Here is a 20219-nt window from a genome sequence, read left to right on the forward strand (position 1 = left end):
TGAGGTTTCACGCCGTGAGCGATCGGCACGACGTGTTGCGCGTTTCCCGTCGTGGAATATTTTCCGGATTTCGTTATAGGTCTCCGACTGTTACATCTGTTTGTGCCGAGAAGCTCGTTCCAATCCGATCGTTCGTTCGACAATTTAACGCGGGTGTCGCAGTAACGTGTTCACCAGACGCACCGGCGCCCTGCTCTCCGTCTCGGCCCTCCTCTTCGGTGGCACCTTCGTCGCGGCGAAGGCCGGGTTGGCACACCTCCCGCCGCTGTTCTTCGTCGCCGTCCGGTTCGACATCGGCGCAGTCGTCCTCGCGGCGTTCGCAGCGACGCGACTCTCGCGGGCGGAACTGCGCCCCCGAACCGTCGGCGACGTCGCCGGTATCGTCGCGACGGGCGTGCTCGTCATCGGGCTGACGAACGCCCTGCTGTTCGTCGGACAACAGTACGTGACGAGCGGCGTGGCCGCCGTCGTCTTCAGCCTGAATCCGATCCTGACGCCGGTGTTCGCCGCGGTCCTGCTCGGCGAGGACGGCCTCTCGGTCCGCGGGTTCGTCGGGATGGGCCTCGGACTGTTCGGCGTCGCCCTCGTCGCCGATCCCGACCCTTCGGCGCTGCTCGCCGGCGGCCTCGGCGTCCCGCTGCTCTTCGCGGCCGCCGTGACGAGCGCGCTCGGCGCCGTGCTGATCCGCCGGGCCGACGCGACGCTGTCAAGCACTGCCCGCACCGTCTGGGGAGTCCCTCTGGCGGCCGCCCTCTCGCACGCGCTAAGCATCGGCGCCGAGGAGTCCGTCTCCGGGCTGTCGGTGCCGCCCGTCGCGATCGCGGCGCTGCTGTACGTCGGCGTCTTCTCCGGGGCGATCGCGTACCTCGCGTACTTCGCGCTGATCGACGAGACCGACGCGACGCGCGCGAACCTCCTGTTCTACTTCGTCCCCGTCGTCTCCGCGGTGGGTGGCTGGGCGCTGCTCGGCGAGACGCTCTCGGTGCGGTCGCTCGTCGGATTCGGCGTCATCTTCGCCGGCTTCCTCCTCGTTAGCGGGCTCTCCGCGGGCCCGTCGCGGCTCCTCCGTCAGCTGGTCCCGGCGCGATTCGTCGACGACGGCCCGCTGTGAGCGGCGGCGGACCGTTGTAAACGGCGATAGCGGTTCACCGGAAACGACGGTACAGCTATCTCCTCGCGGAACGTATCAGTAGTGTGAACAAATTGCGACCGGTCGCCGTCGCCGTCGTCGGGACCGTCGTCGCGGTCGCCGCCGCGTACGCGGTCTTCGCCGGGGTGCTGGTCGGGTCCGACGTGGCGTCGTACACCTCGGACGGCGTGACCGTCCCCGACCTCGCTTACGAGCTCAGCTTTGAACGTTGTCTTGTTGACACTATTGGGCCAGAAATCGGAGGAAAAGACGTTCTACGAGGAGTGTACGGTATCGGTGGAACAGGAGAGTGATTCACAGAGGATAATGAAGGCAGCGTTCACGGCGTTTGAACCTCCAGTGGAGAGCGGAGCGTCTGCGGCTGAACTCTCTTTTCCATGCTCATACCGTCTCAGCCGCCATTTTCGCTCGATTAAGTGTTAGATACTCAACGTTCAAAGCTGAGTTACGAGGATACGCTGGAGCGAGCCGACGCGGCCGGCTACGCGGTCGAACGCGTCGGATCGAGCGGGTTCCACCCGACCGGGATCGACGACCTCGACGCCGACCTCGGCCCGGAGTACGAGGCGTTCAGAGTCACGTACGACCACGCGTCGGCGGCCCGACTGTGGGCGACGTTCCACGCCGAGGAGGGGATCACCGTCGTGACGCTGTTCCCGGACGACGCCGACGGCGACCTCACCGTCGACGACTTGCCGCCCGAGGAGTGGCTCGTCGACCGGCTCGCGCTGCTGTTCGAGATGGACGAGGCGACCGCCGCGGCGTACGTCGAGGAGATCGAAACGGCGGTCAGCACGGGCGACCCGACCGAGCCCGGCGCGAGCACGCCGAGCGTCGAGGTCGACGAGCCGGTCGCCTTCCGGGCCGCCTACGACGACCTGACGGCGCGCGCGACGACCGTCAATGCGACCTCCACGCCCGGGTCGGGCTGGCACGAGCGCGTCTATCACGCTGGCGACGAGCGGCTCGGCAGCGCCGAGTTCGTCCTCTCCCGCGCGACCGTGACGCGCGAGGTCGACGGCTACACCTACCGCGTTCACGTCGACTACCACGGCGGCGTGGCGGTCGACGCGCAGACGCGCGCAACCCGGACGTTCGAGGAAGACGCCGTCCGCGCCGCCTTCCGAGAAATGTTCGTTGAGATGGGGGTCCCGCCCGAGGCGGCCGACCACCTCCAGTTCTTGTATCGGGGAAGCGTGTGGTGAGCGCCGCCGCTTCGCTCGGTATCAAGTAAAACTACGTCGGACTGCTCTCCTCGCGAAGTGCTCGGAGACGAATGCGCGGGACCGGATTCGAACCGGCGGACCCCTACGGGATAGCGTCCTAAGCGCTACGCCTTTGGCCTGGCTCGGCAACCCGCGCGCGGTAACTCGTAGACCGGCTACGTCAAAAATACCTGTCGTTACGGGTTCGAGGGATGCGACCGCCGCGGGAAGACGGCGACCGGTCAGAACGACGGCTCGTCCCGCGGGTGTCGCAGGTCGATCTCGTTCGCGTGAACCGTCCCCGGCGTCGTCGCAATATCGTGGATTCGCTCGGCGATCTGGTCGGGGTCCATCCAACGGTCGTGGTCCGGATACCGATCGCGGAGCGACGGCTTGTCGATCCAGCCGTCGACGATCAGGTGAACCGCCTGTACGTCGGCCTCTCCGAGCCCCGGGTCGGCGGCGAGAGAGCGAACGAGCCCGCGGGTCCCGTGGCGCGCCGCCGCGTAGGCGACGTCCTCGGACGGGCGCCGAGACTGGCCGGAGCTGGTCACGACGACGGTTCCACCCCCTCCGTCGACCATGTCGTCGACCGCCTCGCGAAGGCACCGGAACGCGCCGCGCAGACGCGTGTCGATCACGTCGCGGAACCCGGCCGGATCCACGTCTACGATCCCGCCGCCGGCGGACGGGGACCCGCTGGTGAACACCAAGCGGTCGACCGGCGAGAAGGCGTCTCGAACGGTTTCGAATGCCGATGCGACCGCCGTCGGGTCGGCGATGTCCGTCTCGACCAGCAGGGTAGTGCCGGGCGTCTCCGCCTGAATCTCGTCGGCGGTCGACGAGAGGTAGTCGCTCGACCTAGCGAACAGCGCGACATCGTCGCCGTCGGCGGCGAACCGGCGGGCCACGGAGGATCCCAGCCCCGGACCGACTCCCGCGACGACGGTCGTGGGTGTCATACACACGCTTCGTCCGGGAGCCGCTAATGGTTTGTCTCGCGCACCGCGGGCAGCGTCCCGCGTCCGCGGGACGCCGCGGGGGCCAGCTATCGCGTCGACGCGGCTACCGACGCGACGCGGCCAAGCGACGGCGGGGCGGACCGCGGCCTCACTCGCAGAACTCGCAGTCGCAGTACGCCTCGCAGACGGGGTTGTCGCAGTCGGCGTTGCGGGCCGAGCAGTGTGCCCGGCCGTGCCGGATCAGGAGGACGTGGAGCGGGTAGATCAGCTCGTCGGGAACGCGTTCGTCCAACACGTCGTGGGCGCGCTCGTTCGACGCCGACTCCGGGACGAGCCCGAACCGCTTCGAGACGCGCTCGACGTGGGTGTCGACCGCCATCGTCGGCTTCCCGAAGTGGAAGTTCAACACGACGCTGGCGGTCTTCGGCCCGACGCCCTTGATCTCGGTGAGCCACGCCTTCGCCTCCTCGGTCGGCAGCGCGTCGAGGAACGCCAGCGAGTACGCCCCGCCTGTCTCCTCGCGGATCGCGGTCAGCGCGCGCTGGATGCGCGCGGCCTTCTGGTCCGGGAGGCCCGCGACGCGGATCGTTTCCCGCAGCTCCTCGTGGTCGGCGGCCTCGATCGCCGCGAAGTCGTCGTACCGGTCGAACAGCGCCTCCGACGCGCGCCGCGTGTTCTCGTCGGCGACGTTCTGCGAGAGGATCGTCGTCACCAGCTGTCGGACGCCCTCGCCCGGCTCGGCGGTGGGGTCCGCGCCGTGTTCGGCGACTCGGTCGACCGGCTCGTACAGCGCCACGAGGTCGTCGTGGAGCGCTCGGACCCGCATCTCGTCCCACGTCTGCGTCGACATACGCGCGCTACGTGTGCGGGCGACTTCAGGGCGGCGGCCGCGCTCGGGAGTGGCCGCCCCCGGTCCGGGGCACGCGATCGCCGTCGGCTCCGCGGAGCGGCGCCGGTACCGGTGCGGCGACCGCGGCCGTTTATGTTCCTCGCTCGACTACCCCGGGGCGTGTACCGGGCGAGCGACCGAGTCGACAACGAAGCGTGGATCGAACTGGTCGAGGAGGCGTGCGACTCGCTCGATTTGGACGCGGAGACGCGCTCGACCGCGGTCGACCTCTTCCTCTCGCGAGCGCCCGACGACGACCGGGGGAAGCGCGTCGCGGCCGCCGCCAGCCTCTACGCCGCCAGTCTGATCCGCGGCGAGGAGCGCTCGCAGTCCGCCGTCGCCGACGCGATGGACGTCTCGCGGCTCTCGGTTCAAAAGCGATGGAAGCCGATCCTCGAAGACGCCGGCTTCTCGCCGCCGTCGTGGTGACCCCTCAAAAAGCACTCCTGACGTCGCTGTCGCGGAATGTCTGCGGACTGATCGCCAGCGACAGATTTATTTTCTAACGTAAAGTCCCCTTTACTGTAAAGCGAGCTTTACACCGACGCCCGCTCGCTTTACCTCCACCCATGAGCGAACACACGACCTCCGCGACGACCCGGCCCTCCTCACGGAAACGCTACAAACGCATCGCGTACGGTCTGCTCGGCGCCGGTATCCTCGCCCTGTGGATCGGTATCGCGGTCGACCGCTTCGTCCTCGGCGTGGCCCTGTATTGGGCCGGCGGCCTCGGCATGGGGCTCGTCCAGCGGTTCAGCCCCGTCGAACTGTACGACGAGCGCGACGGCACCATCAGCCGCAAGGCCAGCCAGACAACGATGAACGGCTTCGCATACGTCTTCGTCCTCGGGACGCCCGGCGGACTCGCATTACAGGAGAGCGGCCTCGTCACGCTCCCGGGCGAGTTCTACGGCGCGACCTGGATCCTCTTCGGGGTCTTCGTCGTGTTCGGCGCGTCCCATCTCTACTACAAGCGGCGCACATGAGAAACGACATCCCTGACAAACGCACCGAGACCGACGAGAGCCAGGCCGACCTCGCCGCCGCCGTCGGGGTCACCCGCCAGACGATCAACGCGATCGAACGCGAGCGCTACGACCCGTCGCTGGAGCTGGCGTTCGCGCTCGCGGATCACTTCGACTGCCGGATCGAGGACGTCTTCGAGCCGGACGACTGATCACTTCGGCGTCGCCACGACGCCGAGGTGGTCCTCGTGGAACCGGTCGAGCCGCCGCGTCTCGACGATCTCGTACGCCTCCCGGAGCCGGTCGAGCGCCCCCTCGAACACCGCCTCCGGCGCCGCAGTCACGTCCTCGCTGCGCGCCTTGATCGCGAGCAGCAGCCGCCCGTCGTCGGCGAGGAACCGAGCGTTGCGGGCAGCCACCTCGGCCTGCCCGCGCGTGGCCACGTCCTGAACGACGGCGTCGACGTCGCGCTCGACGACGTGCGCGTACGTCTCCGGCTTCCGCGCGTCCTTGAGCAGCGGGAACAGTCGGTCGCGCGGCGCGGCGGCGTCGAGCAGGTCCCGCGCCGGGCGCGGCGCGAACTCGACCGCGTAGGTGGGGCCCGCGAAGTCGGCGACGTGGCTCACCGTGGTGCCGCTCGCGGCGCCGAGGTAGAGGACGGTCTCGCCGCCAGTCAGGCCGGTCTCCAGCCCGAGTTCGAGCATCCCCCCGAGCTTCGACCGTTTTGGGTCCCACGCGCGCCAGCCGTCGGCGGTCGGCTCGCCGTACACCGGCTCGCCGCGGGTCGCCAACCGCTCCTCGCCGGCTATCTCACGCCGTTCGACGCCGTCAGGGAGGGTCGGCTCACTCATCGCCGGCCTCCGCGGCATCCGGCTCGTCGGTGTCCGCCCGCGCTCGGATCGTCGCCATCCGCTCGCGGAGGTCGGCGTGGAGCTGCGACCGCCGCTCTCCGGCGTAGTGGTCGGCGCGCGCCGCGAGCGTCAGCTTCCCGGCGAGTGCCCGCGCGGCCGAGCCGCGGTCAGCGGGTCGGGTGCCGCGGACGTACTCGTGCGTGTAGATGATCCCGTGCTTCGGGGACGGCGCCCGCCCCGAGAGGTGCGCGAACAGCGCGTCCTCGGCGCCGAGGACCTGGACCGTGCCGGACGGCTTCTTCGCGAGCGACTCTAACCCGCCGGCGAGCGCGATCAGCCGCGCGGCCAGCTCCGGGCCGGCCATCTCGGAGAGGTTTGGGGCGACGGCGGGCGCAATCCGACCGATCGTCTCCGCGAGCTCGGCCCGCTCGTCGTCGAGTTCGGCGGCGCGCGCCGCGAGCGAGACGGCCCGCCGCTCGACTTCGCTCTCGGGTTCGCGCGCCGCGACCGCTCGCGCTCCCTCGATCCCCGGCTCGACCTCGTCGAAGAGGCTCCCCGCCCACTCAACGGCGCGCTCGGCGAGCTCGTTCGCGGTGCGCTCGGCGTCGTCCATGGCCCGGACCGCGTGAATCAGCTGCGCGTCGTCGGCGCGCTCCCGCTCGCGGACCGCCTCGCGGGTCGCGCGCGTCGCCGCGGCCTTGAGCCGGTCGTAGTACTCGTCGGTCGAGTCGGCGGCCCCGGACTCGACGGCGCGTACGGGCCAGTCGGCGGGCGACGCGGCCGTCCCCTCGCGCACCCGCGCCGCGGCTCTCGCCGCGGCGTCGCTCTCGGTATCGGTATCTTCGGTCGCGCCCGACGGTAGCGCTTCGAACCAGCCCTCCGCGCCGTCGGACGCCGCGCTCGCGTCCGGTCCGGCGTCGGTGTCGCTCATTGCCGGCGGCTACTCGCCCCGACGGTATAGACGTTCCCGATGCGACCCGCAGGTTACGCCGCCGCGTCGACCTCGGCGCCATCGCCGAGATCGTCGGCGTCGCCTCCGTCGTCACCGTCGTCGGCGAACAGCCCGCCCGCGCCGGACTTCAGTTCCGCGAGCGTCGCGCCCGCCAGCCCGCCGAGCGCGCCGCCGGTGCTGGCCGCGTTCCGGCTCCACAGTCCGCCGACCGCGGCGCCCACCGCGGCGCCGACGGCCGCGTACTTCGCCCTGCTCAACGCCGTTCGGATTCGTGATCCCATACCTCTCCTTTCTTGTCGGCTCATAAAAGTGTGTCTGGGAAAGCCACGGATTGGTCCCACTGATACGGTTCTGCGCGGTCGACCGGGTCCGGTACGGTCAACGAAGTGCGATTCGGCGCTTCGCGGTCGGGGCGCGGCGAGAAGTCGCTTCGGTGGTTCGGCCGGAAAGGGGCCGTGCCCCTGCTGGTCACTGAAGCCGCTTCGTCGTCTCCACGAGGGGGTGGCGCGCGTAGTCGACGATCTCGATGTCGTCGACGACGCGGAGGCCCTCCTTCTCGGCGGTCTTCGCCATCCCCAGGTCGACCGGCGTTCGCGGCACGATCACGTACGCGTCCATCGACTCGATGCCCGCTTCACGGGCGGCCATGGCCCGGTGATGCCCGTCGGCGAGGTAGAGCGTCCCGTCGTTGTCGATGACGACGAGCGGCTCCGCGAGCCCGTGTTCGAGCTCGTACTGCCGGCCCTCCAGCTCGTCGGCGTACACGCGGGCCTGCGTCGGCGTCAGGTCCGCGATCGCCACCTCGCGGCGCTCCTCGTCGAGGTCGACGCCGTGGATCTGCGAGAGGGTGCGCATCAGCTTCCCGACCTTGCCGGGCGTCGCGCGCTCGATCTGCGAGCGGACCACGTCCGTGTTCGAGATGATCCCGACGAGGTTGTCCGCGTCGTCGACGACCGGGAGCCGCTGGATCCCCGAGCGCAAGATCACGCGGGCGGCGTCGGTCACCTTCATATCGGGGTGCGCGACGATCAGGTCCTCCGTCATCACCGTGAAAACGGGTGCGTCGTCCTCGGCGAGCAGCAGGTCCCCCGCCGCGACGAACCCCTCGACGGTGCGGCCCTGCGTGACGGGGAACCCGTTGTGCCCGTCGCTGTCGGCCATGCGGCGCGCGACGGTTGCCACCGTCTCGTCCGGGCTGACCGTCTCCACCTCCCGGGTCATGTACTCGCCGACCGTCGGTTTCCCGCTCATCGTCCGCCGTACACGCTCGCGGAATAAAAGAGGGCGGGGGTGACGGCGTCCCGAGCGGCTATCACTCTTCGCCCGACCGGCACTCGCCGTTCGGCCGTCCCTCCCCGCCCGATCGTCTCTCTGCCCGCCCGGCACTACCAGCCCGACCGTCACTCGCCGTCCGGCCGCCACGTCACCGTCTCGTCGGGGTTCCCGGCCGGGCGCTCGACTCGGGTCCCGAGCCGCCCGTCCTCGTCGACGGTGATCGTGACGCGGCGCACGTTGCGCTCGTACAGCCGATACCGGCCCCTCTCGGCGTCGACCGCGACGTGTTCCGTCACCAGGTCCATGTCCTCGAGCGTGTCCAAGCGCCGGTACACCGTCGACATCGGGATGTCGCACTCCTCGACGAGCTCGGCGACCGAGGTTGGTTCGTCGAGCTCCGACAGGATCGTCCGGTTCGTTTCCTCGCTCAGCGCGTCGAGGAGCCGCCGGACGGGGCCGGACTCGCCCCGCTTCGACCCGGCGTCACTCATCGCCACCGACCGGCGATGCGGGTTCGCTTCGCCGGTCTCCGCCCCGGCCTCCTGTGCGCTTCGCCCTCCGCTCGGCGTGAGAACCGCTCATTACCGACGTTTGCGCGCACAGCGGCTAATGTAACCGTTTGGCGCAGGACAACGACCGGTCTCGACGGCCGAGAGCGGCGGCTAGCCCCGATTCGAAGGCAGTACCCAGCCGCCGCCGAGACAACAGCGGGCCGTCGTCGTCGGGAGTAGCTAGCCGCCGTCGGGCTCGCCCACTTCGATCGGGACGCCGATCATGTTCCCCCACTCGGTCCAGGAGCCGTCGTAGTGCCGCACGTGTTCGTAGCCGAGCAGCTCCTCGAGGACGAACCACGTCACCGACGACCGCTCCCCGATCCGGCAGTAGACGATGATGTCGTCCTCGGGGGTGATCCCCCGAGACTCGTACACGGCCGCCAGCTCCTCGGGCGACTTGAACAGGCCGTTGGGCCGGACGTTCTCCGCCCAGAACACGTTCGTCGCCCCGGGGATGTGGCCGCCCCGCATCGCGCCCTCGTTGCTGCCGGGGGGCTTCGTGATCTCCCCCCGGAACTCCTCGGGCAGGCGCACGTCGACGAACTTCGTGTCCGTGTCGAGCGCCGCCCGCACGTCCGTGCGCGCGGCCCGCACCGCCGGTCTGGCCGGCGCGTCGGGCGCGTCGCCGTACGCTACGGCTGGCGGGTCGACCGGGTCCGTCGTGGTCGGGTAGTCGTGTTCCGTCCAGTACTCTCGGCCGCCGTCCATGATCCGGACGTCCGGGTGGCCGTAGTAGGCGAGCTGCCAGTACAGGTGGGCCGCGAACCAGTTCCGGTTGTCGCCGTAGATGACGACGGTCGTCTCCTCGGTGATCCCGCTCGATTCGAGGAAGGCGGTCATCTCTTCCGGAGAGAGGATGTCGTGTACCTCCGTCGACCGGAGTTCGGTGCGCCAGTCGACGCCGACGGCGCCGGGCGCGTGCCCCTCCTCGTAGAACGAGGCGTTGACGTCGACCTCGAGCAGGCGCAGGTTGGGGTCGGCGGCGTCGAACCGGTCGAGGCGGGCGTCGACCCAGTCGGGGCTGACGAGCACATCCGTCGGGTACCGCCCCGCTAGCGACGCGCTTGTGGGCTTCCGCTGATCGTCGTCGGGTGGGGTTTCTGCGGTCATGACTGTTGGTCGGCGAACCGTTTCGCCAGCTCCGCGGTCGCGCGTCGAAGCCGGTACGACACCGTCGAGCGCGGCTCGTCGAGCCCCGCCGCGAGCTCGTCGAGCGTCACGTCTCGCGGCGTCTCGAAGTACCCACGTTCGACGGCGAGCAACAGGGTCTCGCGCTGCTCGGCCGGCACGTCGGGCCGGGAGAGCAGCTCGCTCTCCCAGTGGTCGACCTCGGTCAGGTGTTCGAAGGAGAACGACAGCCCGTCGCCGAGCTTCGCGGACAGCGTGTCGTACAACATTCCGATCTTCGAGTCGTCCTGGACCAGCACGCGCCAGCGGACCGTGTCGCCGGACAGCGTCTGCTCGAAGAGGACGCCCCCGTCGACGTACTTCGCCGTGATGAGCGGGACGGACTCGCAGTAGTCCACGTCAGAGACGTACGTGTACGCCACCCGCCGCCGCTGCTCTTCGGTCAACAGGCTCGTCGCGCGGGCCGAGCGACACGCCCGGCCGCTGATCGACTCGCGGTCGACCGACTCGTCTAAGAGCAGCTCGTCCACGGCGTCGAGGTCGGCCGCGTCGCCGGTCACCGACTCGAGCTTCCACAGCTCCGTGGGGTCCAGACACGAGTAGGTCGCCTCCGACTGGAGGGAGCCGCGGTCGATGAACAGGTCGACGTACTCGTCGGCGCCGGGCTCGTACGTTATCTCGAAGCTGAAGTCGTACATCTGGCGGTGACTGGTCCGGTCGTGCGGTCTCGGTTCGCGGCGGTGACGGTGACCTCGCCGGCGTCGGGCCGCGTCCCGGCGGGAAGTTGTCCCTCGACAACGCGTGTGATATGGGCCCGACGCACTTACGTTGTCTCGTATGGAGCTTTCACCCTCGGGTCGCGAGACGCCGACCGCGCTCCGGAGCCGTCTCCTCATCCCGGCCCTCCTCGCGCTCGCCGCCGGGATCGGGGGATTCGCTCTCGGACTGACCCACGACGACACCGTCACCGCGCTGGGCGCGCTGCTCTTCATCCCCAGCGCCGCGCTGCTGTTCGGCATCGTCGCCAAGCGCCACGGCGTCGGTCCGTTCAGGCGGTCGAGCCGTCGGTCGGACTGACGCTCGGCGCGGCGCACTCCGGTCACGTCGCCTCTCGCATGCGGGCGGCGACGAGCCGGTCGACGTTGAACATGAACACGGCGACCGCGGCGAGGACCGTCGCGAAGTAGACGACGAGCTGCGGCGGGCCGGACGCGGCGCCGCCCGCGACCGCCCCGCCGAACCCGACGACGAGGAGCTCCGCCCACGTGATGAACACGCGCGAGAGCAGCAGCGTTCCGACCGACGACCGCCGGGTCGGCGCGTGCGCCTCCGAGCCGTCGCTCATCTCAGTACGCCTCCTCGGCCGTGATCGGGCCGCTGAACGCCGAGTACAGGACGGCGAAGTACACGGCGACCAGCGGTAACAGCAGGGCCGCGCCGATCGACATGAGGTTCAGCGGCAGCGTCGAGACGACGGCCTCCCCGACCGTCGCCCCGGTCGCCGGGTCGATGCGCGGGTACATGAGGACCGCGACGACCGCGGTCAGCCCGTACGTCAGTCCCGCGGCCGCCGCGAGCGCGGCGAGGTCCGCCCCGCGTCGAAGCGCGACGCCGTAGCCGACACCGAGCCCGACGGAGGCGGCGACCAGCGCGAGCACCGGGGGCGATAGCAGCGCGTCGACGCCGGCGGGGAGCCGAGTCGCCAGGGCGCCGAGGGTCGCGACGACCGCGAAGAGGTACGCCGCGACGGCCCCGACGCCGATCTCAGTCACCGTCTCGGGGAGCGCGTCTCGGGCCTTCAAGCGGAGGAACGCGGCGCCGGAAACGACGGTCAGCGCCGTGACGGCGACCCCGGTGACGACGCCGACGAACGTGAGCGACCGGGGGCTCCCGGCGAGCCAGTTCCCCGCGAACGCGCCGAGGAGGAACGGCGCGAGGACGCTGCCGGCGACGAACGACCGCCCCCACCACCGCTGCCACCGCGCGTCGTGGCGCTGTTCGTACATCTCCGGCGCCAGTCCCCGGAGAATGAGGGCGCCGAGGATGCCGAACATCAGCAGGTAGTGTCTGCTGAACAGCCCCGCGTACACCGACGGGAAGGCGGCGAACAGCGCGCCGCCGAAGACGACGAGCCACACCTCGTTCCCGTCCCAGAACGGCCCGATCGCCGACAGCACCGCCTCGCGCGCCTCGTCTTCGCGAAGCGTCGCGAAGATCGCGCCGGCGCCGAAGTCGAAGCCGTCGAGGAACAGGAACGTTCCGAGGATCGCGAACACGAGCGCGAACCACAGCTCCGGGAGCGGCAGGCCGAGCACCGGGCCCGCCGCGAGCGCGTCGACGGCGCTAGTCATCGCCGGGCACCTCCCCCGGCGCGGCGTCGCGCTCGGCGGTGGACCGCAGCTCGCGCACGCTCGGGGGCCCATCACGGATCACCCGCGCGACGACGTACGTGTACAGCGCGAGGATGCCGGCGTAGACGCCGACGAACCCGGCGAGCGTGACCATCGCTTCCGTCCCGGTGAGACCGGGAGAGACCCCCTCGCTCGTCTTCAACACGCCCTGGATCACCCAGGGCTGACGGCCGACCTCGGTGACGACCCACCCGAGCTCGACCGCGACGATGCCGAGCAGGCTGGACGCCATCAGCGCCTTGTGGAGCAGCCCGTCCTCGAACAGCTCGCCCGTGTACCACCGGTAGCCGCCCCAGAACGCGAGCAGGATGAACCAGAAGCCCATCCCGACCATCGCGCGGAACGACCAGAACACGACGGCGACCGGCGGCGCCTCCGTCTCGAACGTGTTCAGTCCGCGGATCTCCGCGGTCGCGTCGCCCCCGCTGGCGAGCCACGACGCCCCGCCCGGGATGCCGAGACCGAACAGCTCCTTCGCGCGGGGGTCCGTGAACTGGCTCAGGTCCGTCGGGATCGCGAAGATGTACTCCGGGACGTACGCCTCGGTGTCCCAGACCGCCTCCATGGCGGCGAACTTCTGCGGCTGCGTCTCGTAGACGTGCCGCGCGTACAGGTCGCCCTGAAGCACCTGTAGCGGGGCCGTGATCAGCAGCGCGACCAGCGCGATCTTGAGCGTCTTCTGCCAGAAGGCGATGTTCTCCGTCTGGTGTCCCCAGACGTGGTGTCGGTAGACGAAGTACGCGGAGACGCCCGCCATGAACAGCGCCACCGACTCGACGGCGGCGTTTTGCATGTGGACGTACATGTAGCCGAAGCGGGGGGTCAGGTACGCCGCGAGCGGGTCGACGAGGTGGACCACCTCCTGCCCGTTCTCGGTCACGAGCTCGTAGCCGCGCGGCATCTACATCCATGAGTTCGCGATGAGGATCCAGACGGCGGACAGCCACGTGCCGACCCCGACGGCGAGGCTGGACACCAGGTACAACCGGTCGGAGACGCGCTCGCAACCGAACACGAAGACGCCGAGGAACGTCGCCTCCAGCATGAACGCCATCATCCCCTCGACGGCGAGCGGGCCGCCGAACAGCTCGCCGGCGGTCGTCGAGAACGCCGCGAAGTTGGTCCCGAACTCGAACTCTAAGACGATCCCGGTGACCGTCCCGACGACGAACGAGACGGCGAATATCTTCGTCCAGAAGCGACGCAGCTGTTCGTACACCGGGTCGCCGCCCCGCACGTCCTTCCAGGTGAAGTATATCAGGAACGGGGCCAGTCCCATGCTCATCACCGGGAAGATGATGTGGACGATCGTCGTCAGGGCGAACTGGAATCGGCTTGCGAGTACTGGATCGATCATGTCGTGGTGGGTCCGGGTTGGAAAGTTCACTCCGGCGCGCGACGCGGCGGTCTCCTCGCGTAACACTGCGCATTCCTCGTCCATAACCCCGGAGTTGGCACAGGACAACCGGCCGCGGAGCGCCCGCCGCCGCCCTCTCGGCGGCGACGCGGCGGCTCGCCCGCTGGTCCGACGTTGTCCTGCGCCAAGCCATCGTTTTGGGTGGCGAGGCGACTGCGTTCACGCATGGAAACACGGCACGCCGTGCTGGCGCTCGTCGCGCTCGTCACGGTGGTGATGACCGTCAGAGCGGTCGTCGCCGGCCTCGACGGCGACTTCGGGACGGTCGGCCGGCAGGTCGGGGTCGGCGGGATCGTCCTCGCGTTCGGCGTGGCGCTGTACCGGAACTGGGAGTCGGTCGGCTGACCCGGACGCCCGCTCCGCGACGGCCCGGCCGAGCGTCCGGCGCGAGCGACGGGGGCTTCTCAGAGCGCCCGACCGCGACCCGCGCCGTCTCGCACCGGCGTTCGTCAGGACTCGCTCGCGGGGTCGTCCCCGGAGGAGTCCTGGTCGCGACGGGGCTCGCCTGCGAGTCGCTCCGCGAGCCGTCGGCGGAGTCGCTCGAAGGGCGACGAACACGCGCCGCACTCGGCGCAGGAGACGCCCGAACATGACGCGGGCGCACCGCAGCGCGGACACGAGAGCCCGTTCGCCGGATCGAACTCGTACTCGCAGCGGGGACAGATCACGCGATCACCTCCAAGGCGGCCGCGACGCCGCCGCCGACGGCGAACGCCGTGACCCAAGAGCCGACCCACACGAGGAGCGCGCTCCGCGCGTCGCGCTCCCTGAGGATCATCGCCATCGTGAGGATACACGGGACGAACAGGGTGACGACGACCAGTCCGACGAAGGTCTGTGACGCCGACAGCGTCAGGCCCGTCATCCCTGCGGCGGCGAAGTCGCGGCGGATCAGTCCCAACACGAGCACCTCGCCGAACGACGCGGGTAAGCCCAGCGCCGCGGTCAGCGGCCGGAGCGCGCCGACTATCGCGTCGAGCGCGCCGAGGTACTCGAGCGTCGACACCGCCGCCGCGGTGACCCCGAACAGCGGGGCCGCCTCCCCGAGGAACGCGGCAGCCCGGTTCGCCGTCTTCCGGGCGACGTTCGTCGGGCGGGGGAGGCGTAGCCGCGGGAGCTGCTCGATCAGCGCGTCCTGTCGGCCGGGGAGCGTCCGGTCGAGAACGACGCCGGCGGCCCCGAGGACCCCGAGTAGCACCGCCACGTAGCCGCCCCACCAGACCACCCCGAGTTCCGCGAGCAACCCCGCGACGACGCCGATCTGCGCCGAGCAGGGGATCGCGAGGCCCAGCAGCGCCGTCGTGATGAGCCGCTCCCGGCGCGACCCGACCATTCGGGTGGAGACGACCGCCATCGTCACGCATCCCACGCCGACGATCAGCGGGACGACCGCGCGGCCGTTGAGCCCGATCCTGTCGAGCCCTCTGTCCGTCACCACGGCGAGTCGCGGCAGGACGCCGGCGTCTTCGAGCGTCCCGATCACGAGGTAGAACGCGACCACGAGCGGGAGCAGGACCCCGAGGGTGTACCGAACGGTGACCGTCAGCAGCCCTAGGTTATCGTTGACGAGCAGGAACTCGACGGGCGCGGCCCACCCACGCGCCGGGAGCAGATCCGCGACGGCCGCCTCGACCGCCGGCGTGTAGTATCGCCCGAAGACCACGGTCTCCGCGTAGCCGACGACGCGCTGCGCGACGAGCACCCCCATGACGTAGAACACCGCGAGGAGGAGCGCGAGCGCGATCGGGATCCCCGTCACCGGCCGCAGCAACAGGTCTCCGAGCCGTCCCCCGCGACTCCGTCCGGGAGCGGGACCCCGTTCGACCGCCTCGACGACCGACCGGACGCGCGTCCGGCGCTCGCGATACACCGCCTCCCGCTCTCCGAGGCCGGCGAGCGGCGCGTCGCCCCCGTCGGCCGCGAGGCCGCCGGCACCGACGCGGCGAGCCGTCGGTTCGTCGCCCTCGACGAGGAGTGTCTTCTCCGCCCGCCCGGCCTCGATCCCGTCGGGGAGCGCGTCGTAGTACGCGTCGACGGGCGTCGACTCGGGGGCGGTCGCTTCCGGGAGCCGATCGCGCAACTCGTCGACGCCGGCGCCGGTGACGGCGACGGTCGGGACGACGGGGACGCCGAGGGTCGCCTCCAGCGCGCCGACGTCGATCTCGACGCCGTCGGCCTCGACCTCGTCCATCATGTTCAGCGCGACGACGGTCGGCACGCCCATGTCCAACAGCTGTAGCGTCACGAACAGGTCACGGTCGAGCCGCGTGGCGTCGACAACGTTCACGACCGCGTCCGCCTCCAAGACGACCGCCCTCGTGGCCCGCTCCTCCTCAGAGAACGACGATATCCCGTGGACCCCGGGCGTATCGATCAGGCGGGTCGACCCGAGGGTCGCCGCGGTCGTTTCGACCGTGGTGCCGGGGTAGTTCGAGACGTCGGCGTACTCGGCCGTGAGCCGTCCGAACAGCACGCTCTTGCCCGCGTTGGGCGCGCCGACCAGCGCCGCGGACGCCTCGGCGTCGCCGGATGTGGGCCCGCGGTCCGCGTCCCCGCTCGCGGTCATCGCGGTGCGTCGTCGGGGGCCGCTCGCTCGACGGTTATCTCCCGGGCCAGCGACCGGCCGAGCGCCACCTCCGTCCCGCGACGCCTGACGACGATCGGACCGTTGCGGATCCGGCGGCGACACTCGACGCGGCCGTCCAGCAGGCCGAGTCGCAGTAACCGAGCGCGGCGCTCGCCGTCCGGCACGTCGACCAGTTCCACCCACTCGCCCGACGGGATGTCGGCCAGCGCGACCACCATTTAGGCCTACCTAAAACGACGGGCGTGTTGTGCGGCACGGCACATTATGGAGTCTTATATAAACCGCTCTGGACCCGCGAGCCCGGACCCGCGCGCCGCCTTCGCGCTTCGCGCGCGTCAGCGGTCGGACCGGTCAGGCCGGCTGCGAGTCCAGCTTCTTGTAATCGATGTAGTCCGCCCCGCGGAGCTCCTCGAGCAGATTGATGGCCGCTCGGGCTCCCTCTCCGACGGAGGTCGCGATCTGTTGGTGGCCGCCGGTAACGTCGCCCGCGGCGTACACCCGGTCCACCGGCGTCGACTGCGCCTCGTCGGTGACGATGTCGTCTCCCTCGACGGGGACGCCGAGCATCTCCGCGAGGTCGGTGCCGCCGGCGGTGCCCAGCGCGACGAACAGCCCGTCGACCGGGATCTCGTCGCCCTCTCGGGTGACGACGGCTTCGAGGACCTCCTCGCCGGCGAGCCGATCGAGGTCGTCGGTGACCACCGGGATCCCCGCGTCGGCGACCCGGTCCCGCAAGCCGTCGTCCGCCTCGAACGCCGACCCGTTGGTGAGGATCCGGACGTCGTCGGTGTAGTCGAGCAGCATCAACGCCTCGGTCGCGGCGTAGTTGTCGTCGCCGACGACAGCGATGGGGCTGTCGCGGTAAAAGTACGCGTCGCATTCGACGCAGTAGGAGACGCCGTGGCCCTCGTACGCCTCGACGCCCGCGATGGCCGGCCGTTCGTAGTCCGCGCCCGTCGCGATGATAACCCCGTCGACGACGTACTCGTCGACGGTCGTCTCGACTCGGTAGCGGTCGCCGTCCGGCTCGATCCGGACGACCTCCTCCTCGACAATCTCGGCGCCGTACTTCCGCGCGTGCTCTCGCCCCAGATCGACGAGCTCCGGGCCCGTGACCCCGTCCGGGAACCCGTAGACGTTCTCCATCGTGTCCACGTCACGGGTGGTCCCGCCCCCGTCGTCGAACACGAGCGTTCGCCTGTCCGCCCGAGCGGTGTAGATGGCGGCGTTCAGTCCGGTCGGTCCCCCGCCGACGATCGCGATCCCTGACATCTGTATTGCGTAGTATGTACTATACTAACTTATTAATTCCGCCCGCTGACTCACTCGGAGTGGTCGGCGTCCCCTCCGAGATATCGACTGAAACGCGCTCCTGTGGCTATAGCCGGGTTGAAATCGTATCGATCGCCGCGAAATACGTCTTGTCCCCGTCGGTGAGTCGTTTGTTTGGCGCATCAGTATTGTGTATATTCTACAAAATACTGGCGGCGGAGACAACCTCGCTCGATAAGCAACCGAGACCGGACTCGGCGGGCGGCACTCGAACCGCGGGCGAAGACCGCGGTGCGGCGGCTCGCCGGAACGAAAGCGAGGACAGAAGAAATCGGACCGCGAGGCGTGGAGCCGCCTACTGCGGGCTCGGGTTGGACGGGCCGGAGACGTTGCCGTCCTTCAGCGCGGATCCCGTGATCGACTTCAGCCGGGAGACGAGCGAATCCTTCTCGGCCTCGCCTTCGAGGGCGATGTCGAGGACCTCGCTGATGTGCGAGACCGGGATGACCTCGATCATCTCCTCGTACTCGTCTTCGATCATCACGTCCTGCTCGTTGGCTGCGGGGATGATCACTCGGTCGCAGCCGGCTTTCGCGGCCGCCTCGATCTTGTGGGTGACCCCGCCGACGGGGAGCACGTCGCCGCGGACCGACAGCGAGCCGGTCATCGCGAGGCTCTGGTCCACGCCGACGTTCTCCAGCGCGGAGATGACGGCGGTCGCGACCGTGATGGACGCGGAGTCGCCGTCGACCCCCTGCTGGCCCGTCTGGATGAACTGGATGTGGATGTCCTTCTCCGAGATGTTCTCGTCGGAGAACTTCTTGATGATCGCCGAGACGTTCTGGACCGACTCCTCGGCCATCTCCTTGAGCTGGCCGGTGGCGATCACCTGCCCGCCGCCCTGGGTCGGCGTCACCTCGGCCATCACCGGGAGCATGATCCCGGAGTCTTCGCCCATCACCGCGAGGCCGTTGACGCGGCCGGCGACGTAGCCGTCGGAGACCTGGAGCTCGTAGTCCTTGCGGCGCTCGATGTAGTCGTCGGCGAGCTGCTGCTCGATGGAGCGCGAGCGCCCCTTCGCCTGAAGGACGTGTTCGCGGGTGGTCATCTCGGCGTCCTCGCCCCGGGCGATGTCGCCCGCGACGCGGACCATCCCGCCGAGGTTCCGCATCTTCAGCGTGAGGTGGCCCTTGCGGCCGGAACGGCGCTTGGCCTCGAGGATGATCTCCTCGACGGCCTCCGCCGAGAACTCGGGCAGGCGGCCGTCCTTCGCGACCTCTTGGGCGATGAACCGGACGTACTTCCGGCGCATCTCCGGGGTGTCCTCGATGGTGTCCTCCATGTACACCTCGTAACCGTACCCCTTGATCCGGGAGCGCAGCGCCGGGTGCATGTTCTCCATCGCGTCGAGGTTCCCGGCCGCGATCATGACGAAGTCGGTCGGGACGGGCTCGGTCTGGACCATCGCGCCCGAGGAGCGCTCGGACTGGCCCGTGATCGAGAACTCGCCCTCCTGGATCGCCGTCATGAGGTGCTGCTGGCTGCGGATGTCGAGCGTGTTGATCTCGTCGATGAACAGCACACCCTTGTTCGCCTTGTGGATGGCGCCCGCCTCGACGCGGTCGTGGCTGGGCGTCTCCATCCCGCCGGACTGGAACGGGTCGTGTCGCACGTCGCCGAGCAGCGCGCCGGCGTGCGCGCCGGTCGCGTCGCGGAACGGCGCGGTCTTCGTGTCGCCGTTGTTCACCAGCAGGTTCGGGATCATCGCATCCGAACCGCGGTTGAGGTAGCGGAAGACGAGGTACACCACGCCGGCCGCGATGATGCCGACGAGGATCTGGCCGACGATGATGAGCGCGTAGCCCAGCACGACGGCGATGATGATCCACATCAGGAGCGACCGCATCTGGTTGCGCTTGCGCGCCTCCTCGCGGTGCGCCTCGACGATCTGGTCGCCCTTACCGGCCGGCACCGTCCGGACCTTCGGCTTGTTGCCGTCCTCGGGGTTGTGGTACACCAGCACGTCCTGAAGCTCCTCTTTGGGGAGGAGCTCGGACATCGCCTTCGCGAGCATCGACTTCCCCGTCCCGGGGGAGCCGATCATCATCACGTGGCGCCGCTGCTTCGCCGCCTTGATGATCACGTCGCGGGCGTGTTCCTGCCCGATGACCTGGTCGACGAGCCGGTCCGGGATCTCCAGTTCGGCCGTCGTGTCTATCTTGAGCCCGCCGAGGAGGTCGTCCTCGTCGGGGTCCTCTTCGATCTCGGCGCCCTCGACCTCGACGGTGCTGCCGAGCTCGTCGATCCCGCCGTCGTCGGCCGGATCGGCGGCGTCGCCGTTCCGACCCTCGTCGAACCCGTCGTCGTCCACGATGACCCCGTCGTCCCAGGGGTCGTCGTCGGAGTCCGCGGCCGGGTCCTCGTCGACGCCGGACTCGTTCGCCGGGCCGTCGTCGGGCTCGGGGTCGCCGGGCGTGGCGTCCTCGCCGTTCCCCGCCGGACTCGAGTCGTCGACGCCGCCGTGGGGCGGTTCGTCGGGGTCGTCGGCCGTCGGGTCGTTCGTGTCCTTCTCGTTGCTCATAGAATCGGGTGTCGCTATCG

The 20219-nt window shown here is 69.7% G+C and carries 24 protein-coding genes, 1 tRNA gene and 1 pseudogene; 8 read left to right on the forward strand and 18 right to left on the reverse strand.

Annotated features, from left to right (window positions below; translation table 11 throughout):
• Window positions 1-166: 166 nt before the first annotated feature.
• From B9G38_RS00800 to B9G38_RS00805, 3 genes are all read left to right on the forward strand, one after another.
• Entirely contained in the window at window positions 167-1111 is a 945-nt protein-coding gene (locus B9G38_RS00800; protein ID WP_086219159.1) for a DMT family transporter, read from the forward strand.
• 83 nt (window positions 1112-1194) lie between these two features.
• Window positions 1195-1443: a hypothetical protein gene (locus B9G38_RS17720; protein WP_143415339.1), complete on the forward strand. Its 249-nt coding sequence runs from the start codon at window positions 1195-1197 to the stop codon at window positions 1441-1443.
• A 123-nt stretch (window positions 1444-1566) separates the two neighbouring features.
• On the forward strand, window positions 1567-2355 hold the full coding sequence (locus B9G38_RS00805; RefSeq protein WP_233127142.1) for a hypothetical protein: 789 nt from the start codon (window positions 1567-1569) through the stop codon (window positions 2353-2355).
• A gap of 72 nt (window positions 2356-2427) precedes the next feature.
• Here B9G38_RS00805 and B9G38_RS00810 read toward each other — a convergent pair.
• The 3 genes from B9G38_RS00810 to nth form a co-directional block, all read right to left on the reverse strand.
• A tRNA-Leu gene (locus B9G38_RS00810) sits at window positions 2428-2512 on the reverse strand.
• A gap of 85 nt (window positions 2513-2597) precedes the next feature.
• Window positions 2598-3317: an SDR family NAD(P)-dependent oxidoreductase gene (locus B9G38_RS00815; protein WP_086219160.1), complete on the reverse strand. Its 720-nt coding sequence runs from the start codon at window positions 3315-3317 to the stop codon at window positions 2598-2600.
• Window positions 3318-3465: 148 nt separating this feature from the next.
• On the reverse strand, window positions 3466-4167 hold the full coding sequence (nth, locus tag B9G38_RS00820) for an endonuclease III (RefSeq protein WP_049932813.1): 702 nt from the start codon (window positions 4165-4167) through the stop codon (window positions 3466-3468).
• A 159-nt stretch (window positions 4168-4326) separates the two neighbouring features.
• Between nth and B9G38_RS00825 the strand changes: the two genes are divergently transcribed.
• The 3 genes from B9G38_RS00825 (at window position 4327) to B9G38_RS00835 (ending at window position 5383) form a co-directional block, all read left to right on the forward strand.
• Window positions 4327-4635, forward strand: a complete 309-nt coding sequence (locus tag B9G38_RS00825) for a cyclin (protein ID WP_049932812.1) — start codon at window positions 4327-4329, stop codon at window positions 4633-4635.
• 140 nt (window positions 4636-4775) lie between these two features.
• The gene (locus tag B9G38_RS00830) at window positions 4776-5192 is read left to right on the forward strand and encodes a DUF2178 domain-containing protein (RefSeq protein WP_086217006.1); all 417 of its coding nucleotides are present in this window, start codon (window positions 4776-4778) and stop codon (window positions 5190-5192) included.
• Window positions 5189-5383 (forward strand): helix-turn-helix transcriptional regulator, encoded by a 195-nt coding sequence (locus B9G38_RS00835; protein WP_086217005.1) that lies wholly within the window; start codon window positions 5189-5191, stop codon window positions 5381-5383. The genes B9G38_RS00830 and B9G38_RS00835 overlap by 4 nt, the downstream gene beginning before the upstream one ends.
• Here B9G38_RS00835 and B9G38_RS00840 read toward each other — a convergent pair whose 3' ends face one another.
• From B9G38_RS00840 to B9G38_RS00870, 7 genes are all read right to left on the reverse strand, one after another.
• Window positions 5384-6022 carry a fibrillarin-like rRNA/tRNA 2'-O-methyltransferase gene (locus B9G38_RS00840; protein ID WP_086219161.1) on the reverse strand — a complete coding sequence of 213 codons (639 nt, stop codon included), beginning with the start codon at window positions 6020-6022 and terminating at the stop codon, window positions 5384-5386.
• Window positions 6015-6953, reverse strand: a complete 939-nt coding sequence (locus B9G38_RS00845; protein WP_086219162.1) for an NOP5/NOP56 family protein — start codon at window positions 6951-6953, stop codon at window positions 6015-6017. The genes B9G38_RS00840 and B9G38_RS00845 overlap by 8 nt, the downstream gene beginning before the upstream one ends.
• A gap of 53 nt (window positions 6954-7006) precedes the next feature.
• Entirely contained in the window at window positions 7007-7255 is a 249-nt protein-coding gene (locus tag B9G38_RS00850; protein ID WP_086217003.1) for a glycine zipper domain-containing protein, read from the reverse strand.
• 187 nt (window positions 7256-7442) lie between these two features.
• Complete coding sequence (locus tag B9G38_RS00855) at window positions 7443-8225, reverse strand: CBS domain-containing protein (protein ID WP_049932802.1); 783 nt, start codon at window positions 8223-8225, stop codon at window positions 7443-7445.
• Between the two features lie 149 nt (window positions 8226-8374).
• The gene (locus tag B9G38_RS00860; protein ID WP_086219163.1) at window positions 8375-8740 is read right to left on the reverse strand and encodes a helix-turn-helix domain-containing protein; all 366 of its coding nucleotides are present in this window, start codon (window positions 8738-8740) and stop codon (window positions 8375-8377) included.
• Between the two features lie 240 nt (window positions 8741-8980).
• A complete protein-coding gene (locus tag B9G38_RS00865) occupies window positions 8981-9913 on the reverse strand; it encodes a sulfurtransferase (RefSeq protein WP_086219164.1) in 933 nt (310 codons plus the stop codon).
• Window positions 9910-10629, reverse strand: coding sequence for a helix-turn-helix domain-containing protein (locus tag B9G38_RS00870; protein ID WP_086219165.1), 720 nt, complete (start codon window positions 10627-10629; stop codon window positions 9910-9912). Before B9G38_RS00870 ends, B9G38_RS00865 begins: the two co-directional genes overlap by 4 nt.
• Window positions 10630-10768: 139 nt before the next feature.
• Between B9G38_RS00870 and B9G38_RS00875 the strand changes: the two genes are divergently transcribed.
• Window positions 10769-11008, forward strand: a complete 240-nt coding sequence (locus tag B9G38_RS00875; protein WP_086219166.1) for a hypothetical protein — start codon at window positions 10769-10771, stop codon at window positions 11006-11008.
• 22 nt (window positions 11009-11030) lie between these two features.
• Here the strand turns inward: B9G38_RS00875 and B9G38_RS00880 are convergent, their stop codons facing one another.
• The 3 genes and pseudogenes from B9G38_RS00880 to B9G38_RS00890 all read right to left on the reverse strand — a co-directional run bounded on the left by B9G38_RS00880 (window position 11031) and on the right by B9G38_RS00890 (window position 13699).
• Entirely contained in the window at window positions 11031-11276 is a 246-nt protein-coding gene (locus B9G38_RS00880; protein WP_086219167.1) for a hypothetical protein, read from the reverse strand.
• Window position 11277: 1 nt separating this feature from the next.
• Window positions 11278-12282 (reverse strand): cytochrome d ubiquinol oxidase subunit II, encoded by a 1005-nt coding sequence (locus tag B9G38_RS00885; RefSeq protein WP_086219168.1) that lies wholly within the window; start codon window positions 12280-12282, stop codon window positions 11278-11280.
• Window positions 12275-13699 (reverse strand): annotated as a pseudogene (locus tag B9G38_RS00890) (cytochrome ubiquinol oxidase subunit I). The gene B9G38_RS00885 and the pseudogene B9G38_RS00890 overlap by 8 nt, the downstream one beginning before the upstream one ends.
• Before the next feature lie 225 nt (window positions 13700-13924).
• On the opposite strand from B9G38_RS00890, the gene B9G38_RS00895 reads away from it, so the two are divergent.
• Window positions 13925-14104 (forward strand): hypothetical protein, encoded by a 180-nt coding sequence (locus tag B9G38_RS00895; RefSeq protein WP_049932795.1) that lies wholly within the window; start codon window positions 13925-13927, stop codon window positions 14102-14104.
• A gap of 104 nt (window positions 14105-14208) precedes the next feature.
• On the opposite strand, the gene B9G38_RS00900 is transcribed toward B9G38_RS00895, so the two are convergent.
• From B9G38_RS00900 to lonB, 5 genes are all read right to left on the reverse strand, one after another.
• On the reverse strand, window positions 14209-14427 hold the full coding sequence (locus tag B9G38_RS00900; RefSeq protein WP_049932794.1) for a hypothetical protein: 219 nt from the start codon (window positions 14425-14427) through the stop codon (window positions 14209-14211).
• On the reverse strand, window positions 14424-16325 hold the full coding sequence (gene feoB, locus B9G38_RS00905; RefSeq protein ID WP_086219169.1) for a ferrous iron transport protein B: 1902 nt from the start codon (window positions 16323-16325) through the stop codon (window positions 14424-14426). The genes B9G38_RS00900 and feoB overlap by 4 nt, the downstream gene beginning before the upstream one ends.
• Window positions 16322-16564, reverse strand: a complete 243-nt coding sequence (locus B9G38_RS00910) for a FeoA domain-containing protein (RefSeq protein WP_086219170.1) — start codon at window positions 16562-16564, stop codon at window positions 16322-16324. Before B9G38_RS00910 ends, feoB begins: the two co-directional genes overlap by 4 nt.
• 133 nt (window positions 16565-16697) lie before the next feature.
• Window positions 16698-17618 carry an NAD(P)/FAD-dependent oxidoreductase gene (locus B9G38_RS00915; RefSeq protein ID WP_086219171.1) on the reverse strand — a complete coding sequence of 307 codons (921 nt, stop codon included), beginning with the start codon at window positions 17616-17618 and terminating at the stop codon, window positions 16698-16700.
• 355 nt (window positions 17619-17973) lie between these two features.
• Complete coding sequence (gene lonB, locus B9G38_RS00920) at window positions 17974-20199, reverse strand: ATP-dependent protease LonB (protein WP_049932787.1); 2226 nt, start codon at window positions 20197-20199, stop codon at window positions 17974-17976.
• Window positions 20200-20219: the final 20 nt, after the last annotated feature.

The sequence above is a fragment of the Halorubrum sp. SD612 genome, assembly GCF_002135005.1.

Coding starts and splice junctions, on each gene's coding strand:
- B9G38_RS00815 (WP_086219160.1), bottom strand. CDS start 3,317: ATGACACCCACGACCGTCGTCGCGGGAGTCGGTCCGGGGCTGGGATCC.
- nth (WP_049932813.1), bottom strand. CDS start 4,167: ATGTCGACGCAGACGTGGGACGAGATGCGGGTCCGAGCGCTCCACGAC.
- B9G38_RS00830 (WP_086217006.1), top strand. CDS start 4,776: ATGAGCGAACACACGACCTCCGCGACGACCCGGCCCTCCTCACGGAAA.
- B9G38_RS00835 (WP_086217005.1), top strand. CDS start 5,189: ATGAGAAACGACATCCCTGACAAACGCACCGAGACCGACGAGAGCCAG.
- B9G38_RS00840 (WP_086219161.1), bottom strand. CDS start 6,022: ATGAGTGAGCCGACCCTCCCTGACGGCGTCGAACGGCGTGAGATAGCC.
- B9G38_RS00845 (WP_086219162.1), bottom strand. CDS start 6,953: ATGAGCGACACCGACGCCGGACCGGACGCGAGCGCGGCGTCCGACGGC.
- B9G38_RS00850 (WP_086217003.1), bottom strand. CDS start 7,255: ATGGGATCACGAATCCGAACGGCGTTGAGCAGGGCGAAGTACGCGGCC.
- B9G38_RS00855 (WP_049932802.1), bottom strand. CDS start 8,225: ATGAGCGGGAAACCGACGGTCGGCGAGTACATGACCCGGGAGGTGGAG.
- B9G38_RS00860 (WP_086219163.1), bottom strand. CDS start 8,740: ATGAGTGACGCCGGGTCGAAGCGGGGCGAGTCCGGCCCCGTCCGGCGG.
- B9G38_RS00865 (WP_086219164.1), bottom strand. CDS start 9,913: ATGACCGCAGAAACCCCACCCGACGACGATCAGCGGAAGCCCACAAGC.
- B9G38_RS00870 (WP_086219165.1), bottom strand. CDS start 10,629: ATGTACGACTTCAGCTTCGAGATAACGTACGAGCCCGGCGCCGACGAG.
- B9G38_RS00875 (WP_086219166.1), top strand. CDS start 10,769: ATGGAGCTTTCACCCTCGGGTCGCGAGACGCCGACCGCGCTCCGGAGC.
- B9G38_RS00880 (WP_086219167.1), bottom strand. CDS start 11,276: ATGAGCGACGGCTCGGAGGCGCACGCGCCGACCCGGCGGTCGTCGGTC.
- B9G38_RS00885 (WP_086219168.1), bottom strand. CDS start 12,282: ATGACTAGCGCCGTCGACGCGCTCGCGGCGGGCCCGGTGCTCGGCCTG.
- B9G38_RS00895 (WP_049932795.1), top strand. CDS start 13,925: ATGGAAACACGGCACGCCGTGCTGGCGCTCGTCGCGCTCGTCACGGTG.
- feoB (WP_086219169.1), bottom strand. CDS start 16,325: ATGACCGCGAGCGGGGACGCGGACCGCGGGCCCACATCCGGCGACGCC.
- B9G38_RS00910 (WP_086219170.1), bottom strand. CDS start 16,564: ATGGTGGTCGCGCTGGCCGACATCCCGTCGGGCGAGTGGGTGGAACTG.
- B9G38_RS00915 (WP_086219171.1), bottom strand. CDS start 17,618: ATGTCAGGGATCGCGATCGTCGGCGGGGGACCGACCGGACTGAACGCC.
- lonB (WP_049932787.1), bottom strand. CDS start 20,199: ATGAGCAACGAGAAGGACACGAACGACCCGACGGCCGACGACCCCGAC.